This window comes from Nonomuraea sp. NPDC050478 (assembly GCF_044458265.1).
Taxonomy (GTDB): Bacteria; Actinomycetota; Actinomycetes; order Streptosporangiales; family Streptosporangiaceae; genus Nonomuraea; species Nonomuraea ferruginea.
Genome location: NZ_JBITHT010000013.1, coordinates 88,795 through 104,802 on the forward strand (window position 1 = coordinate 88,795; position 16,008 = coordinate 104,802).

General features: G+C 68.0%; 19 protein-coding genes and 1 pseudogene. 18 read left to right on the forward strand and 2 right to left on the reverse strand.

All coding sequences use genetic code 11. The annotated features are described in order from the left end of the window. The first annotated feature begins 1 nt into the window (after position 1). The 10 genes and pseudogenes from ACIBF7_RS42980 to ACIBF7_RS43025 all read left to right on the forward strand — a co-directional run bounded on the left by ACIBF7_RS42980 (position 2) and on the right by ACIBF7_RS43025 (position 8,330). On the forward strand, positions 2-1,582 hold the full coding sequence (locus tag ACIBF7_RS42980; protein WP_397199704.1) for a long-chain fatty acid--CoA ligase: 1,581 nt from the start codon (positions 2-4) through the stop codon (positions 1,580-1,582). 129 nt (positions 1,583-1,711) lie between these two features. Continuing rightward, positions 1,712-1,837: a hypothetical protein gene (locus tag ACIBF7_RS42985; RefSeq protein WP_397199746.1), complete on the forward strand. Its 126-nt coding sequence runs from the start codon at positions 1,712-1,714 to the stop codon at positions 1,835-1,837. 211 nt (positions 1,838-2,048) lie between these two features. Next, positions 2,049-2,363, forward strand: a complete 315-nt coding sequence (locus tag ACIBF7_RS42990; protein ID WP_397199705.1) for a GNAT family N-acetyltransferase — start codon at positions 2,049-2,051, stop codon at positions 2,361-2,363. A gap of 964 nt (positions 2,364-3,327) precedes the next feature. Beyond that, positions 3,328-4,116, forward strand: a complete 789-nt coding sequence (locus ACIBF7_RS42995) for an MFS transporter (protein WP_397199706.1) — start codon at positions 3,328-3,330, stop codon at positions 4,114-4,116. 137 nt (positions 4,117-4,253) lie between these two features. Next, positions 4,254-4,592: a YciI family protein gene (locus tag ACIBF7_RS43000; RefSeq protein ID WP_397199707.1), complete on the forward strand. Its 339-nt coding sequence runs from the start codon at positions 4,254-4,256 to the stop codon at positions 4,590-4,592. Between the two features lie 2 nt (positions 4,593-4,594). Beyond that, positions 4,595-5,749, forward strand: a complete 1,155-nt coding sequence (locus ACIBF7_RS43005; RefSeq protein WP_397199708.1) for an RNA polymerase sigma factor — start codon at positions 4,595-4,597, stop codon at positions 5,747-5,749. 69 nt (positions 5,750-5,818) lie between these two features. Beyond that, positions 5,819-6,109, forward strand: coding sequence for a hypothetical protein (locus ACIBF7_RS43010; protein ID WP_397199750.1), 291 nt, complete (start codon positions 5,819-5,821; stop codon positions 6,107-6,109). Next, the gene (locus ACIBF7_RS43015) at positions 6,063-6,185 is read left to right on the forward strand and encodes a hypothetical protein (protein WP_397199747.1); all 123 of its coding nucleotides are present in this window, start codon (positions 6,063-6,065) and stop codon (positions 6,183-6,185) included. Before ACIBF7_RS43010 ends, ACIBF7_RS43015 begins: the two co-directional genes overlap by 47 nt. Before the next feature lie 365 nt (positions 6,186-6,550). After that, positions 6,551-7,045: a nuclear transport factor 2 family protein gene (locus ACIBF7_RS43020; protein ID WP_397199709.1), complete on the forward strand. Its 495-nt coding sequence runs from the start codon at positions 6,551-6,553 to the stop codon at positions 7,043-7,045. A 723-nt stretch (positions 7,046-7,768) separates the two neighbouring features. Further along, positions 7,769-8,330, forward strand: a pseudogene (locus ACIBF7_RS43025) (dihydrofolate reductase family protein). A gap of 58 nt (positions 8,331-8,388) precedes the next feature. On the opposite strand, the gene ACIBF7_RS43030 reads toward ACIBF7_RS43025, so the two are convergent. Further along, the gene (locus ACIBF7_RS43030) at positions 8,389-9,396 is read right to left on the reverse strand and encodes an RNA polymerase subunit sigma-70 (protein WP_397199710.1); all 1,008 of its coding nucleotides are present in this window, start codon (positions 9,394-9,396) and stop codon (positions 8,389-8,391) included. 245 nt (positions 9,397-9,641) lie between these two features. Between ACIBF7_RS43030 and ACIBF7_RS43035 the strand changes: the two genes are divergently transcribed. The 4 genes from ACIBF7_RS43035 to ACIBF7_RS43050 all read left to right on the forward strand — a co-directional run bounded on the left by ACIBF7_RS43035 (position 9,642) and on the right by ACIBF7_RS43050 (position 12,482). Continuing rightward, a complete protein-coding gene (locus tag ACIBF7_RS43035; protein WP_397199711.1) occupies positions 9,642-10,535 on the forward strand; it encodes a hypothetical protein in 894 nt (297 codons plus the stop codon). After that, positions 10,532-10,915, forward strand: coding sequence for a GntR family transcriptional regulator (locus ACIBF7_RS43040; protein WP_397199712.1), 384 nt, complete (start codon positions 10,532-10,534; stop codon positions 10,913-10,915). The genes ACIBF7_RS43035 and ACIBF7_RS43040 overlap by 4 nt, the downstream gene beginning before the upstream one ends. 424 nt (positions 10,916-11,339) lie before the next feature. Continuing rightward, on the forward strand, positions 11,340-11,765 hold the full coding sequence (locus ACIBF7_RS43045; RefSeq protein WP_397199713.1) for a VOC family protein: 426 nt from the start codon (positions 11,340-11,342) through the stop codon (positions 11,763-11,765). A 306-nt stretch (positions 11,766-12,071) separates the two neighbouring features. Further along, the gene (locus ACIBF7_RS43050) at positions 12,072-12,482 is read left to right on the forward strand and encodes a hypothetical protein (protein WP_148031697.1); all 411 of its coding nucleotides are present in this window, start codon (positions 12,072-12,074) and stop codon (positions 12,480-12,482) included. Positions 12,483-12,622: 140 nt separating this feature from the next. On the opposite strand, the gene ACIBF7_RS43055 is transcribed toward ACIBF7_RS43050, so the two are convergent. Continuing rightward, a complete protein-coding gene (locus tag ACIBF7_RS43055; RefSeq protein WP_397199714.1) occupies positions 12,623-12,754 on the reverse strand; it encodes a hypothetical protein in 132 nt (43 codons plus the stop codon). A 209-nt stretch (positions 12,755-12,963) separates the two neighbouring features. Here ACIBF7_RS43055 and ACIBF7_RS43060 point away from each other — a divergent pair, with 209 nt between their 5' ends. From ACIBF7_RS43060 to ACIBF7_RS43075, 4 genes are read left to right on the forward strand one after another with little or no spacing between them, the layout of a single operon-like run. After that, the gene (locus ACIBF7_RS43060) at positions 12,964-14,058 is read left to right on the forward strand and encodes a DUF4158 domain-containing protein (protein WP_397199715.1); all 1,095 of its coding nucleotides are present in this window, start codon (positions 12,964-12,966) and stop codon (positions 14,056-14,058) included. Between the two features lie 9 nt (positions 14,059-14,067). After that, on the forward strand, positions 14,068-14,337 hold the full coding sequence (locus ACIBF7_RS43065; protein WP_397199716.1) for a hypothetical protein: 270 nt from the start codon (positions 14,068-14,070) through the stop codon (positions 14,335-14,337). Positions 14,338-14,387: 50 nt separating this feature from the next. Further along, on the forward strand, positions 14,388-15,890 hold the full coding sequence (locus ACIBF7_RS43070) for a transposase (protein WP_397199717.1): 1,503 nt from the start codon (positions 14,388-14,390) through the stop codon (positions 15,888-15,890). Further along, positions 15,860-15,994, forward strand: a complete 135-nt coding sequence (locus ACIBF7_RS43075; RefSeq protein ID WP_397199718.1) for a hypothetical protein — start codon at positions 15,860-15,862, stop codon at positions 15,992-15,994. Before ACIBF7_RS43070 ends, ACIBF7_RS43075 begins: the two co-directional genes overlap by 31 nt. Positions 15,995-16,008: the final 14 nt, after the last annotated feature.

The window sequence follows — 16,008 nt, forward strand, 5'->3', positions numbered from 1 at the left end:
GATGCGTAACGCCGGACTGGGCGGCTGGCCGGCCCGCCGGGCGCGGATGAGTCCGAACCGCACCGCCTTCGTCTTCGACGGCCGGGCGCTCACCTACGCCTGGGTGCACGAGCGGACGACAAGGCTCGCATCGAGTCTGCGCGGCGCCGGGGTTCGGACCGGGGACCGGGTCGCCTACCTCGGCCCCAACCACGTCGCCTTCGCCGAGACCATGTTCGCCACGCACCTGCTCGGAGGGATCTTCGTCCCGCTGAACTTCCGGCTGACCGCATCGGAGATCGCCTACATGGTGGAGGACTCCGGCGCCTCCGTCCTCGTCTACGCGCCGGAGTGCGCCACGGTCGTACGCGATCTTCCGGGACTCCCGGGACTGCGCACGGCCGTGGCGCTGGAGTCGCCGGCACCGGGGGAGCGGGAGTACGAGACCTTTCTGTCGGGAGGCGATGCCACGCCGATCGACACCCCGGTCGCACTCGACGACATCGCTCTCATCCTCTACACCTCGGGCACGACCGGGCGTCCCAAGGGGGCGATGCTCAGTCACGCCAACCTGGTGTGGAACTGCTTCAACATCATGGTCGGGGTCGACGTGGCGAGCACCGAGGTGACGCTGATCAGTGCGCCGCTCTTCCACGTTGCGGCGCTGAACCAGACGTTGCTGCCGACCTTCCTCAAGGGCGGCACCTCGCTGATCATGCCGTTCTGGGACGTGGACTCCTGCTACGACCTCATCGAGAAGCACCGCGTCACCTGGATGTTCGGGGTCACCGCGATGTTCGCCGCCCTCGCGCGGTCGCCGCGGTGGGCCGACGCCGACCTGTCCTCGCTGCGGACCCTGATGTCAGGGGGAGCGGCGATCCCGGTCGCGTTGATCCGCACATACCAGCAGCGGGGCTTGGTCTTCTGCCAGGGCTACGGACTGACGGAGACCTCGCCGGGCGCCACCTTCCTTGAGGCGGGTGAAAGCGTGCGCAAGGTGGGGTCGGCCGGCGTGCCGGTGTTCTTCGCCAACATACGCGTGGTCCGGCCCGACGGCACTGAGGCCGAGGCCGGCGAGGCGGGCGAAGTGCGCATCCAGGGGCCCAACGTCACCCCCGGCTACTGGCGGAACCCGGAGGCGACCGCCGCCGCGCTGACCGAAGGAGGCTGGTTCCGCTCCGGGGACATCGCCACCCTCGACGACGAGGGGCACCTTCACATCGTCGACCGGCTGAAGGACATGTACATCTCCGGCGGGGAGAATGTCTATCCGGCCGAGGTGGAGGGTGTGCTCTTCGGGCATCCGGCCGTGGCGGAGGCCGCCGTGGTCGGGGTGCCCGACGAGAAATGGGGCGAGGTCGGCCGGGCCTTCGTCGTCCCCCGTGACGGCGTCGCCCTCACCGCGGCAGAGCTGGCGAACTTCCTCCGTTCCCGGCTCGCAAAGTACAAGATCCCCGTCTATTTCGACATCGTGGACACACTGCCGAGAACCGGCTCAGGCAAGATCCTCAAACCGGAGCTTCGAACACGGCTCCTGCCGCCCGGCGCGGCCCCGCCCCGATCGCCGGCCTCCGCGTCTTCCGACCGCCAGGAGCACATGTGATCAGAGGCGGCTATCCGCCCGAGGGCAGCGCGCCGCCGCGAGTTGCGCGCCACCGGTGAGCATCCCCGCAAACGGACCGCCCAGCCGACCGACTCCCTGACCGCCCACGAGCCGCACATCGCACGGCTGGTGGCCACCGCAGCGACCTCCCGGGAGGTCGCTGCGCACCTGTTCCTCAGTCCACGCACGGTTGAAGCCCGCCTCCGCTGGGCATCGCCTCCCGCCGGCAGCTCAGAGAACTGCCGCTTCCCCTGACCAGACAGGCAGACCACGGTCAGGCACCGGGTTTGGGTCGACCGGGTTAGGCGATTCTCCCTGACGCGAAGTAGCGTCTGCTGCGCGAATCCGACCTTCCATGTGGCGAGCGGGGAGCGCTACCGATCTGATTCGTCTGGCCGCCGGGCAACCCCCGGCGGACCCGAGATGACGACCTGTCACAGCACCGAAACAGGAGGCTCAACGAACAATGTCCATCGACATGAACGTGACCAGGAATCCGGACCGGCGGCGCTACGAAGCCTCCGTCGGCGAGACGACGGTCGCCGGATTCATCGACTACCAGGAGACCAGCGAGATGATCGTCCTGGCTCACACCGAGGTCGACCCGACCTTCGAGGGGCGAGGAGTCGGCGGGGCCCTGGCCCGCGCCGCGCTCGACGACATCCGCGAACGAGGACTGAAAGCGCTGGTGATCTGCCCCTTCATCCTCAGTTGGCTGCGCAATCACCCCGAGTACCGCGACCTGCTCTACAACTCGGCACCGTCCAGGGCCGGCGACTAGGTGGCATGACCGATCTGACCCTCGACCCGGTGACCGTGCCGCCGGGATTCGACGGCCGGCAGCGAAGCTCCTCGATCGTGCCGGCGTCAACCCCCGTCTCGTCGTTAATACGACCGGGAGTTCGTCCGCCGCGGCCGCACGGGCGACGGTGCAGTCCAGGCCGCGATCGCGTCGTCGCAGGCCCGCGGGTGGATCGACTGACCACAGTTCGCCGAGCTGTACCGGCGGCCGGCCGGCCTCGCTGGCTTGCCGGCGGTTGAGCTGCACCGCCGTGGCGGTCGTCCAGGCTTGCGACCCCGGCGCGGCGCTACGCGTCGTGGACCACCTCGACCTGGACGGTTACCTCTACTTCCCCGCCCCCCGCGGCGGCGGTTCCTGACCCACTGGCTCGAACAGCTCTGAATTCCCTGAGGTCCGAGGTGTCCCCCGGGAGGCCGCCTGTTCGTCGCCTGGATATGAGCGACAACTACTCCGGCCTTCCGCGCGGCATCGACGTCGGTCTCCAGATCGACAGCCGAGGGTGAGGCACCCAGGGCACATCCGCCGCAAGGAGCCGTCCGGGCTGCTGGTCACCGTCATCCTCTTCGCGCTCGCCGCGCTCGTCGCCTGGGGCCGGTTCGGCCCCTACGCCGGGTGACCGCCCTCGGCAGGCATGGGCGTCCGGTACTTGGGTGACCGCTCCAACGCGCGCGGACGTACGAGCCGGGATCTGTGCCTTCCGTAACCGGCGGACGGCGTCCTGTCCTGAAAGGAGGTGCGGCCGATGCGACGCGACCCCGTCTGGACCTGACGAGGTGATCCCGCGGTGGAGTGGTGATGTCTGCGACGAAACAGGCGGGTCACCACCCACCGCGGTGAGCCGGCGCCTGCCCGCGCGGGTTGCCGGAAACATGGCAGGACCTGCCGCAGTGCTGGTTCGTCGAGGACAGCCGAGGAGGGCCGGACGGAATCGTCGTACGCCAAAGTGCTCGCGATAGGCGAGTTTCGCGGATTATGGCTGGGCGGGTTACTGTCGCGAGCGGGCAGCCAGCTGGCGCGCGTCGCGCTGGTCGGCGCGGAAACGGCCATCCTCGTCAACGCGGCCACGTTCGCCGCCGCCGCGTCACTCACCCTGGCCACAGTGCGCCGGCGCCCGGCGGCCGCGGGAAAGCAGCCGGTCTCCCTCCTCGGCGGGCTGCGGCTGGTGGCCGGGCATCGCGCGTTGCGCAGCCTGCTCGGCCTGGCCATGTTGTCGGGCTTCCACGTCATCCCCGAGGCGATCGCGGTGCCGTACGCCGCCTCGTTGGGCCTGGGCACCACGCAAGCCGGGCTCCTCATGGCCGCCCTGCCCGCGGGCAACGTCATCGGCGTGTTCGTGCTGTCCAGATTCCTCACCGAATCGCGGCGGATGGCGCTGATGGCCCCCATGGCGGTGCTGGCCGGCGTGCCGCTGGTGGTCAGCGCGGCGGACCCCGGCTACGTGCCCTTGCTGCTCCTGTGGACGGCGTGCGGGGTACTCACCGGCTACCACGTGGCGGCCAACGCGGAGTACGTGAGGATCGCTCCGCCGGAGAGCAGGGGACAGGCGGTCGGCCTGGCCTCCTCCGGCATGGTCGCCGCCCAGGGACTGGGCATCCTGCTCGGCGGCCTTCTCGTCGAAGCGGCCGGACCGGAGTACGGCCTGGCGATAGCCGGCGCCGCCGGGCTGATCGCGGGAGTGCCGGTACTGCTGGCCTGGAACAGGGCCGTCAGGGCCTCGCCCCCGTCCACCTGATCACGATGCTGGGGCCGCAAGCGCGACCGAGTCAGGGGGCGGGCGGGAAATCGTTACCTTGGCAACATACGGGTGGTGTCCCCTGCGCGGCCGCTCGTTCGTCGTACTGATGAGAGCCCACTGCCTTGGAGGTCGCGATGCAGTACGCCCTGCTGATCTATGCCGAGCCCGGCTACCTGGAGACGTCGTCGGATGAGGAGCGTGAGGCGGCGTACGCGGAGTATTTCGCGATGGCCGGCGACGACCGCTACGTCAGTGCCGCGCAGTTGCAGCCCGTGGAGACGGCGACCTGCGTGCGGCTGTCCGGCGGCCGGACGCTGATGACCGACGGCCCGTTCGCCGACACCAAAGAGGTGCTGGGTGGCTTCTGCCTGATAGAGGCCGCCGACCTGGACGAAGCGCTCGAATGGGCGGCGCGCGTCCCGGCCCTGCGGTTCGGCGGCACCGTGGAGGTCAGGCCGGTGGTGCGGCTCTGAGCGTGCTGGAGGAGGTGTTCCGCGAGCAGTGGGGCCGGGTGCTGGCCTCGCTGGTCGGGTTCCTCGGTGACTTCGACCGGGCTGAGGAGGCGGCGCAGGAGGCCTTCGCCATCGCGGCGGAGCGCTGGCCGGCTTCAGGCGTGCCGGCCGCTCCGGGCGCATGGCTGGTGACGACGGCCAGGAACCGGGCGATCGACCGGATCCGCCGGGAGCGCACCCTGGCCCAGAAGATCCTGCTGGCGGCGCCGGAGGCCATCATGGACGAATTCGACGACACGCTGATCAAGGACGAGCGGCTTCAGCTGATCTTCACCTGCTGTCATCCGGCGCTGCCGCTGGAGGGGCAGGTGGCGCTCACGCTGCGTGCGCTCGGCGGCCTCCAGACCGCGGAGATCGCCCGAGCGTTCGTGGTCTCGGAGGAGACCATGAAGCGGCGCCTGACCCGCGCGAAGGCCAAGATCAAGGCGACCGGGATCCCGTTCGCGGTCCCGGGCGCGCATCTGCTGCCCGAACGGCTCGACGCGGTGCTGGCGGTCATCTACCTGATCTACAACGAGGGCTACAGCGGCCGGGTCGATTTCGGCGCCGAGGCCATCCGGCTGGGGCAGGTGCTGGCCGGGCTGATGCCGCGAGAGCCAGAGGCACACGGGCTGCTGGCGCTGATGATGATCCACCACGCGCGGCGGCGGGCCCGGTTCTCCGGTGACGATCTCGTACTGCTCGACGATCAGGATCGGTCGTTGTGGGACCTGCGACAGATCGCGGCGGGCCGGGCGGCGCTGGATCGGGCGATGGCGCTGGGCGGGCGCGGCCCGTACGTCGTGCAGGCCGCCATCGCCTCGCTCCAGGCGCGTGAGCGGATCGACTGGCCGCAGGTCGCCGAGCTGTACCGGCGGCTGGCCGACCTGACCGGCTCGGCGGTGGTCGAGCTCAACCGTGCCGTGGCGGTCGCCCAGGCAGGCGATCCCGCCGCGGCGTTGCGTGCCGTCGATGGCCTCGAGCTGGACGGCTACCTGTATTTCCACTCGACGCGCGGGGAGCTGCTGCGGCGTCTGGGCCGTGATGCCGAGGCCCGGACGGCCTACCGGCGCGCCCTTGAGCTGGCCGACTCGACCCCCGAGCGGCGTTTTCTGACCCGGCGCCTCGAACAGCTCTGAGCCGGCCGGTCCCCCCGAGGTCGGGTGGGTCTCGGCAGCTCATCTCGTCCGCGTGGTGCGCGACCGGACATGGACAAGGGGATCAGCGTGTTCGCCGTCTACCTCGTGATCACCTCTCTCGCCTCGGCCGTCGTCGGCCTGGCCGCCATCGCCAACCTCATCGGCCATGACTACCCCAAGAAGCAGGCGGACCGGCTTCGCGTGCCGCGTTCCTGGACGCTCCCGCTGGGCTTGATGCTGGCGGCGGGTTCGCTGGGACTGCTGGCCGGGTTCGCCGTTCCCAGTGCTGGGCCTGCTCGCCGCCGCCGGCCTCGTGTTGTACTTCCTCGGCGCGTTCTGCGTTCATTCGCGGGCTCGTGACCACCACTTCGGCGCCTGGTCCGTGTTCTTCGCACTGGCGGCGGCCGCCATGGTCGTGAACGTGGCCTACTACTGAGGTTCCAGCCCCAACCGAGATCAGTTCGTCCGCGACGCCTCGAGTTTGGACGGGTTGGAGAACGTCCCCGTCTGGCTCATCAGGGTTGCGGAGCGGAGCTGCCGCGGAGTGGGTGTTGGTCAGGTGTGGCAAAGAGGGCACGCCGCCGCGCCGATTCGCCACTGCAGTGTGAGCCCTATCACGTTCGCTGGCCGTCCCGAGGCGCCGGACTCATTCGTCAATGATCCGTACCCCGCCACCGCGGCAAGAAGTCTTAGATACAGCCCTCGTACCTAGACGTTCAGTGAAGCGCTGCTGGTGCGGACGCACCCTCCGGCAAGAGCCCGATGTCGTCATCCATCACGTTCGCAGGAGAGAGGAAACCGATGAAAGATCTGCAGACTGTCGCCGACCGCGTCGAGATCGAGGTGCTGCGGGGCGAACACGTCGACGCGGCGATGAACGGCGACTACGACCGTTTCGCGTCGCTGTTCACCAGGGACGCGGTGTGGCGGATCCCTCCCGCCGGCGTCGAGTTCACCGGGCGGAAGGAGATCCGCGCCGGTATCGAACGGCTGCAGGATGCGTGGGAGTTCTGGGTGCAGACCGTGCACCCGGGCACGATCCAACTCGATGGCGACACCGCGACCGGCCGGGAATCCGTCTTCGAGATCGGTCGCCAGCGCGACGGCAGGTCGGTCGTCATGTACGGCCTGTTCCACGACCGTTACCAGCGCACCCCGGATGGCTGGAAGTTCACCGAGCGCGTCCTCGAACCTAAATACCTCGACACCACTGCGCTGACGGGCTCGCCTCACGTGACCTGGGACTCCGCCGGCCCAGAGGCCGTGAACGCCTCCTCTGCGCAAGAAGCCCGATAACCGCGCGACCATCCGAACGCCGTATGTGCCGGGCGGATCTGCAGGGAGCAGCGCGCTGGGGTCGGCGGCAGGCGGGGGTGCGGTCGGGGAGGTCGTCCGCCTGCGCCCGATGTGGCGGCCGAACTTGGGCCGCAACGGAGTGGTGTGCAGGGTGGGGGAGCGGGACCGTATTGCTGCTGCACGACGAGGGGCAGGGGAGCGATGCAAGGTGCTGGCTTACGCGGATTGTGCACTGGGTGTCGAGGACAACAGCACGTGATCACCGATGTGGTTGTGGAGCGGAGCCAGCTTAGAAATCTACATTGTAAAGGGCCTGGGTTGGTGAAAATCCAACTCTCATACCTGACAACCCCAACAACAAAACCGCACCAGATGGCGAGCTCGCCGCGGATCAGTGAGAACGCCACTGTTACCGGGCCAGGCAACAGTGGCGGTGCTCGCTCCTCATCGCGCCGACCCGGTTTCCCGGCGATACGGCGGTTCGCGGCATCGGGCACCGCCGGGAATTGCTTGGCGATCTCCAGCGCGGTGACAGGGTCCGGCTCTGTAGCTGTTTGACCGGGCGTTTGTGAGGGTGGAATCGAGATCTGGTCGGTAGCGCCCGAGTGCGCCGTGCTGAGTTCGGAACGCCAGGGCTACCTGCGGACGCGGATCGCGCACCGATGAGGTTTCCGCGCCGTGCCCGTCTGTACGGGTGAGATCGACTCACGGAAGGCTGACATGATGCGGAAACTGACCTATGGCATGAACCTGAGCCTGGACGGCTACGTCGCCGCGCCCGGTGATGACCTCGGCTGGAGCGTGCCGAGCGACGAGCTGTTCCAGTGGTGGTCCGACCGGGTGGGGGCGACCGGCCTGGCGCTGTACGGGCGCAAACTGTGGGAGGCGATGAGCTCCCACTGGCCGACCGCCGACCAGCAGCCCGGCGCCACACCGGCGCACATCGAGTACGCCCGCCGCTGGCGGGACATGCCCAAGGTGGTGTTCTCGTCGACGATCGACAAGGTCGACTGGAACACCCGTCTGGTCACCGGCGACGCGGTCACCGAGATCGCCCGGCTCAAGTCCGAGGACGGCGGCCCGATGGACATCGTTGGCGCCACACTTGCCGCAGCGGCCATGCGGGCCGGGCTGATCGACGAGTATGTGCTGGTCACCGCACCGGTCTTGCTGGGCGGTGGCACGCCTTTCTTCACGGCCCTGGACAGTTGGGTGAACCTGAACTGTGGAGACGCGGACGTTTTCCGGCGGCCTGGTGTTGACCCGATACGAGACGAGGCGATGAGCACGGGCTGCCCCGCCGACGTTGCCGGCGGGGCGGCCCGTGCGCTGGGCTCGTCTGATCACAGTGTCGGGGGCAGGTCCAGCCATGGTTTGTCGGTGGCGTCGAATCCGGTGAGCTCGGCGATCTTCCCGTCGACGATGTGCAGGACCGCGATGTTGAACAGCCGGTATTCCGGGTTGTCGGGGGTGCGGAGGTACAGCGCGGCGGCGGGCATGCGGTTGACCGTCGTGGCGGTACAGCGCCAGTCGTCGTAGCCGCGCTGGAAGAGCCCACTGGAGACCCAGCCGTCCACCGCGTCCTTGGCTGTGACGACCAGGGTGCCCGGATCGGGCAGCATTGTGAAGCGCAGGTCGTCGCGCAGCAGGGCCATCAGCCGGTCGAGGTCGTTGCGTTCATGGGCGTCCATGTACGACTTCACCACGCCGCGCTCGTCATCCGACAGCTCGTGGGTGGCGGGGCTTCGCCAGTCGAGGCGGCGGTCGGGCAGTTGCTCGCGCATCGTCACGCGGGCCCGCTGCAGTGCGCTGGTCACCGATGCGACGGTGAGTTCGAGGGCGTCGGCGGCTTTCGACGCCGGCCAGCCGAGGACGTCGCGCAGGATGAACACCGCCCGTTGCCGCGGCGGCAGGTGCTGGACGGCGACGATGAACGCCAGCTCGATCGTCTCCCGTGCCACCACCGATTCCTGTGGGTCCTCGGGGAGCATCTGGTCGGGGTACGGCTGCAGGTACAGCATCTCGGAGCCGGGGTCCGGCAGCTCGGACGGTACGGGTGTGCGGTCGTTGCGCTTCTCCAGGAAGTCGAGGCAGGCGTTCGTCGCGATCCGGTACAGCCAGGTCCGCAGGGCCGCGTGGCCCTTGAACGACTCTCGCTTGTTCCATGCTCGCAGGAACGTCTCCTGCGTCATGTCCTGGGCGTCCTCGTAGTTCGCGAGCATCCGGTAGCAGTGCACCTGCAACTCACGCCGGTGGCGCTCCGTGATGAGTGCGAACCGCGCCGTGTCGCCTGAGCGGGCCGCCGCGATGAACGTGGCCTCGTCGGCGCCTTGCAGTGTGGCGTCGGTCATGGTCGTCAATCCTTCCACCGGTACGAGAGGGCTTACAGAACTGACGACGTGGCGGAGGATTTCTGATCGGTGAAGCCGCTTACACCGGGCCTGGATCCAGGACACGGGTTCATCATCGTCGACCGTGTGAACGGCGGGCGCCGATTCTCCGGGTCTGCAACGCAACACCGAAGTCACCGTTCAGACACCCCTGGGTTTCCGGGTTGCGTGCTAATGTGCTGCATCATTAGTACATTGGGGTGGCCATGGTCGGCTGGAGTCTGTGGATCGCGATCTTCCTGGCCATCGTGGCGCTGTTGCTGTACCGGGCTTTCCGCCCCCACCGCCGCGCCCAAGTGGTCGAGTGGGCCGCCGGCCATGGCCTTCCTACCACCGGCCTCGACTGGGACCAGGCGAGCCGTTACCTCGACCGCAGCCGGTGTCTGCGCACTGTCGGGTTCGTCATCCCCCTTTTCTTGGGCGGCACGACGAGCATCGTCTGGGCGCTGGTCTACACCCAGCCGTCCCCGCCCTTCCCGTTCGACCTGCTGGGCTCGCCGTCCTGGCTGGTGGGGTACCTGCTCGGGGCGGTTCTGGCCGAGGTGACCTGGACCCGTCCACGTACCCAGAAGGCGGCCGCCCTCGTGCCCAGGCGGGTGGCCGACTACATCGGGCGCCCGGCGCTGGGCCTCATCCGTGTCGTCGGCCTGGCCACCATCGCCGTGGGCGTGATCGGGCACTGGTTCCTCGCCGGCCACCTCCGCGCCGGGTTCGGGTTCGGACCCGTACCGGCGGTGACGGCGGCGGTCGTGCTGGTGTTGATGGAGGCATCGCTCTGGTTCATCGTGCACCGGCGCCAGCCCGTGGGATCCGAGTCACAGATGAGGCTCGACGATGCCCTGCGTTCCACGACGATCCACCGGATGGCCGGTGCCGGTCTCGGCATGATGTTCCTGTTCCTCGGATACGAGCTCTTCTCCATCGGGGGCGGCATCGAGGGCCAGGCCCTGCGGATCATCCTGCCGTGGGCCGGGGTGGCGTGCGTGTTCGTGGGCGCCCCTCTGAGCTGGCAGCGCGTCGGGCATCCGCGCGTGTGGCCGGTCAGGCGCCACACGTCAGGCGAGGCGGCCTCCAACACAGCCGACCGGACGGCGACATGATCCTCCATCTCGACCCCGCCTCACCGCTTCCTCCGTACGAGCAGTTGCGGGCGCAGATCGCCACTATGGCCGCCACCGGCGTGCTGCCGCCGCTGACCCGCCTGCCTAGCATCCGGCAGCTCGCCCGGGACCTGGGACTGGCCACGGCGACGGTCGCGCGAGCCTTCCGCGAGCTCGAGCGTGACGGCGTCATCGAGACCCGCGGGCGGCACGGGACCTACGTCTGCGAAACTCCCGGTTCCGCCCTCGGCGTGGACGCTGAGCAGCGCCTGGCGGAGGCGGCGCAGGTGTTCGCCGTCCAGGCGCGGCAGCTTGGCGTCGACGCCGCCCGCGCGTTGCAGCAGGCCAAGTCGGCCCTGGAGGCGGTCACGGGCCGCTGAAGGATCATCGATTCGGGCTTGTCTCCACGTTGTGGTCGCCGGGCATTCCCAAGGTAGAAGGCGATGTCGAAGGCCGACACCTGCAGTGCGGCTTGGGAGAGGATGTCCCACACGCACATCTCGCCGCCGGCGCGGCTGGCCACGATCGACAGGATGCGCAGCCGCACCGGATCCCCCAGCGCTTTGAACGCCCGCGCCACCCCGGCCGCCTGCGCGGCGTCCAGCGGCTCGCGGGTCAGCGGCGGGCTGCACTCCAAAAGCTCCAGCGGTTCCACACGCCCTCCATATCGATGCTCCACGCAAGCGCGATCAAGGACAGTCGCTCTTGATCAGACCCGGCCCTCGCAAGGTCCCTCCGACCTTCTGAGTGGGTGATCGCGGGACGTATGGCAACCCATGGGAGGATTGGTACGTGGGAGCATCAGTGAGGCAGATTCAGGTCACCTTCGACTGCGCATCACCTGAGCGCGTTGCTCGTTTCTGGTGTGAGGTGCTGGGGTACGTCCCGCCGCCGCCACCGGAGGGGTTTGCCAGTTGGGACGACTTCAATCGCACGCTGCCGCCTGAGCAGCGGGATTCATGGTTCGCATGCAGTGACCCCTCGGGCGTGGGGCCGCGGCTGTACTTTCAGCGCGTTCCCGAAGGCAAGGTCGTGAAGAACCGGCTGCACCTTGACGTGCGGGTCGGCACCGGGCTGGTGGGGGAGGAGCGCCTGGCGGCCCTTGAGGCCGAATGCGCTCGGCTGATCCCGCTCGGCGCGGTACGCGTACGGCTCCTGCCTGCCGATGAGGAGAACGAGTCGTGCCTGGTCATGCAAGACGTCGAGGGCAACGAGTTCTGCCTCGGCTGAGTGGCAGGCAGGAGGAAGAGTCCGGCCGGCTATACCCATTCCCTTCTGGTGGTGGTGTCGTGCTGCCGGACGGCCCCTCGATGTCGATCTGATCAGCTGCGCGTCGGGTGTGCTGGTCGCGCAGGAGCGCCTGCGCGACGGCGGTCGATGCGATAGCCGTCGCCGAGCAGAGCGGGACTTCATGCGAGAGGGGGAACGGGGTACGCGATCATGTGATCCATGTCGATCCCCCCGGACCCGCCCGCACCCGTACCACCGCAAGAGTCCAGACGGTCACGAACGGCCCGCCGAATCGGCTGCCTGGCCGTGGCGTTAGTGCCGCTCCTGCTGCTCGCGGCGATCGTCAAGGCGCCGGCATGGATCGATGACCACCGGCTGGCGCGCATGGTGGACCGGATCCAGGAGTATCCTCCGCCGGCGGGAGCGGACCTCGGGTACTTCGACCGGCACGTCGAGGTGAGCGGCGACTCCGGCGACTGCTGGTACACCATCCGTTTCGAGCTCTCCACCGACCGGCCCATCCAGGAGGTGCTGAACCACTACCGCCAGGCGAAGATCGAGGACCCCGACGGAGACCTCGGCGACTACGAGCTGGTCGCCTACACACCATTCGACGAGTCCGGCACCCCTGTGGATGGCACCTCCGCCACGAACTCCATGATTCTCCACCTGGACGGCATGTACGACGGCACCTGGTTGGACATGCGTTGCTATTGACGCCGCAGCGCCGCTCAGTGCTGACGACTGTCTCGAACTCAACGGCCGGTTCCGGCTGGACATGGAAACCCGGCTCGACCTCTCCGTGGCCTGAGCGGACGCCGGTGACCGGTGAAGGGATCATGGAGCGGCCGGGTAGGTCAGCTCTTCATGCGGGCGGCTGCGCGCAGGAGCCCGGTGTCGCGGGTGGTCATCGCCTCCAGCAGGCCGGTGCCGCGCCGCTGGAGCAGGCGCACGGTGAGCGCGGGTGTCGCGCCCAGGACAGCGGCCACCAGGACGGCGACCAGGGGTGTCGGTAAGACTCGTGCAACCAGGTACAAGCGTTCGAGTTAGCCCAGCTCAGCGGTACTACGGATCGGGGCGTGGGGCTCTTCGCCAGTTTTCGGGACGCGCCCGATCTTGGATGACCAGTATTAATCCGGATTCGTAGGGTTTGTGGCGGCTTCTGGTGCCGCTCATGCGCGAGAGAGCCGGATGCGTTGTGGCGCGTGTGCTGGATGATGACGAGCTCATCGGGAACTGGACGCTCGTCGGGGACGAGCTGGCGTTGTTGTCGAATCGGCGGCCGGCAACCAAGTTGGCGTTCGCGCTGATGCTCCGGTTCTACTCGCTGCATGGCCGGTTCCCCAAGGGCCGGTACGAGCTGCCGGACCAAGCGATCGACTACGTGGCCAGGCTGGTGAAGGTCCCCCTTGCTGAGCTCGAGTCGTATGAGTGGGACGGCCGGACGAGCAAGGAGCACCGCAAGGAGGTCCGCAAGCACTTCGGGTTCCGTGAGTGCTCGATGGCCGATTCGGACAAGGCCGCCGACTGGTTGGCCATGAACGTGTGCGACAAGGAGCGTCAGGCCGACCGTGTGCGGGCAGAGCTCCTCGCGCACCTGCGGGAGGACAAGGTCGAGCAGCCCGCGCCGGATCGGATCCGCCGGATCGTGGGGAAGGCGATCAGCCAGGCGGAGAAGACCCAGACTGCGCTGGTCGCGGGCAGGGTTCCGGCTGAGGCGGTGGCGCGGATGCTCGCGTTGATCGCCCAGTCCGCCGATCCGGGCGCTGTGGAGGACCAGGCCGGTACCGACGATGGCGCCCTGTTCGACGCCGAGGAGGTGACCGGCGTCGACCTGTTCGCGAAGATCCGGGAGGAGCCGGGGAACGTGAGCGTGAGCGTGAAGACGATCGAGAAAGAGGTGTTCAAGCTCAACTCGATCGGAGCGATCGGCCTTCCGGAGGATCTGTTCGCCGACGTCGCGCCGAAGATCCTTCAAGGATGGCGGGCGCGGGTGGCGGCCGAGGCGCCGTCGCATCTGCGGGACCACCCGCACGACATCAAGGTCATTCTGCTTGCCGCGTACCTGTTCTGCCGGGGCCGGGAGATCACCGACACCCTAGTCGACTTGCTGATCGCGACGGTGCACCGGATCAACGCCCGCGCTGAGACCAAGGTGACCAGCGATTTCGTCGCGGAGTTGAAGCGGGTGTCGGGCAAGGAGAACATCCTGTTCAAGATGACCGAGGCCGCTCTGGAAGCACCGGAGTCACGGGTCGAGGACGTCATCTACCCGGCGGTGCCGGGCGGGTAGATGACGCTGGTGTCGCTGCTACACGAGTACCGGGCGAAGGGCACCTCCTACCGGCAGCACAAGCAGCGGGTGTTCAAGGCCTCCTACACCAACCACTACCGGACCGGCTTGATCCAGATCATCGAGGCGCTGGAGTTCGGGTCGACGAACACCGTGCACGCGCCGATGATGCAGGCCCTTGCCCTGCTCAAGCGGTACAAGTCGGAGAAGTCCAACCGGATCAAGTGCTACGAGCTCGGCGAGACCGTCCCGACGGCATCGTCCCGCCTGAGCTCGTAGATCTGCTGTACGGGGCAGACAGCAAGCGGCGCCAGCGGATCCTGCGGAGCGTGTACGAGTGCGGGGTGTTCCAGTCCCTGCGGGAGAAGCTGCGCTGCAAGGAGATCTGGGTCAGGGGCGCAGAGAAGTGGCGCAACCCCGACGACGACCTGCCTAAGGACTACGAGGCACGGCGCGCGGAAAACTACGCCAAGCTCCGCAAGCCGCTGGACCCCAAACAGTTCATCGACGAACTGCGCGACGAGCTGGATCATGAGCTGGGGCAGTTGAATGCCGCGCTCGGCCACCAGCGGCTGCCCTGGCTGAAGATCTCCGAACGGAAGACCGGCGCGGTCCAGCTGAGCCCGCTGGACGCTCTCCCCGAGCCGGTCAACCTGCGCCGGCTGAAGGCCGCCATCCGGTCCCGGTGGGGCGTAGTCCCGCTGATGGACATGTTCGCCGAAACGTGCCTGCGCACCGGCTGCCTCCAGACCCTCTCCCCGGCCGGAGTTCAAGGGCACCTGGATCCCCAGCAGTTGTTCGAGCGGCTGCTCCTGGTCATCTACGCCTACGGGACCGGGACGGGGATCCGCGCCGCGGCGGCCGGCGACCATGACCACAACGAGGACGACCTGCGGTACGTGCGGCGCCGCTACCTGAGCGTGGAAGGCTGCCGCGAGATCGCCCGGACGATCGCCAACGCCACGTTCGCCGCCCGCCACACCGCCCTGTGGGGCGAGGGCACCACCGCGGTCGCCTCGGACTCCACTCACTTCTCCGCCTACGACCAGAACATCTTCACCGAATGGCACTCCCGCTACCGGCGGGCGAAACGCGGGGTCTTGATCTACTGGACGGTCGAGACGTCCGGGGCGATGGCCGTGCACAGTCAGCTGATCAGCTGCTCGGCCTCTGAGGTCCACGCCATGGTCGAGGGTGCGATGCGGCATGGCACCGACATGGAGATCGAGGCGAACTACGTCGATTCCCACGGCGCGAGCTTCGTCGGGTTCGGCATCACCAGGCTGCTGGACTTCGACCTGGTCGCTCGGTTCAAGCAGATCAACCGGATGAAGCTGTACGTTCCCGGGCGCGGGGACGACTTCTCCTACCCGCTGCTCGGCCCAGCGCTGACCAGGCCGATCCGGTGGGACATCATCGCCAACAACTACGACTTGATGATGAAGTACGCTACCGCGATCCGGCTCGGCACCGCCTCCACCGAGGCACTGCTGCGCCGGTTCACCAGCGAGACCACCCACCCCGCCTACGCCGCCATGCTCGAAGTCGGCCGCGCCCAGAGATCGATCTTCCTCGCTCGTTACCTGCGGGGCCGCGACCTGCAGCGGGAGACCGAATCCGGCCTGAACGTGGTCGAGAACTACAACGGCGTCAACGACTACATCCGCTTCGGCAAACGCGGAGAGCTCGCCTCCAACCGCAAGGAAGAACAAGAGCTCGGCATGTTGTGCCTGCACATCCTGCAGTCCTGCCTCGGCTACATCAACACTCTCATGATCCAGGACACCCTCGCCCTCCCCGAATGGCAGGACGTCCTCACCGACGCGGCCTGACCCCCGTCTTCCACACCAACATGACCCCGTACGGCGAGATCCAGCTCAACCTGCACAAGCGCCTGACCTTCGACATCACCGATCTTCCCGCTTCCACCGCGTGATCAGCTCGGTGCCG

Coding starts and splice junctions, on each gene's coding strand:
- ACIBF7_RS42980 (WP_397199704.1), top strand. CDS start 2: ATGCGTAACGCCGGACTGGGCGGCTGGCCGGCCCGCCGGGCGCGGATG.
- ACIBF7_RS42990 (WP_397199705.1), top strand. CDS start 2,049: ATGTCCATCGACATGAACGTGACCAGGAATCCGGACCGGCGGCGCTAC.
- ACIBF7_RS43000 (WP_397199707.1), top strand. CDS start 4,254: ATGCAGTACGCCCTGCTGATCTATGCCGAGCCCGGCTACCTGGAGACG.
- ACIBF7_RS43010 (WP_397199750.1), top strand. CDS start 5,819: ATGGACAAGGGGATCAGCGTGTTCGCCGTCTACCTCGTGATCACCTCT.
- ACIBF7_RS43020 (WP_397199709.1), top strand. CDS start 6,551: ATGAAAGATCTGCAGACTGTCGCCGACCGCGTCGAGATCGAGGTGCTG.
- ACIBF7_RS43030 (WP_397199710.1), bottom strand. CDS start 9,396: ATGACCGACGCCACACTGCAAGGCGCCGACGAGGCCACGTTCATCGCG.
- ACIBF7_RS43035 (WP_397199711.1), top strand. CDS start 9,642: ATGGTCGGCTGGAGTCTGTGGATCGCGATCTTCCTGGCCATCGTGGCG.
- ACIBF7_RS43040 (WP_397199712.1), top strand. CDS start 10,532: ATGATCCTCCATCTCGACCCCGCCTCACCGCTTCCTCCGTACGAGCAG.
- ACIBF7_RS43075 (WP_397199718.1), top strand. CDS start 15,860: ATGGCAGGACGTCCTCACCGACGCGGCCTGACCCCCGTCTTCCACACC.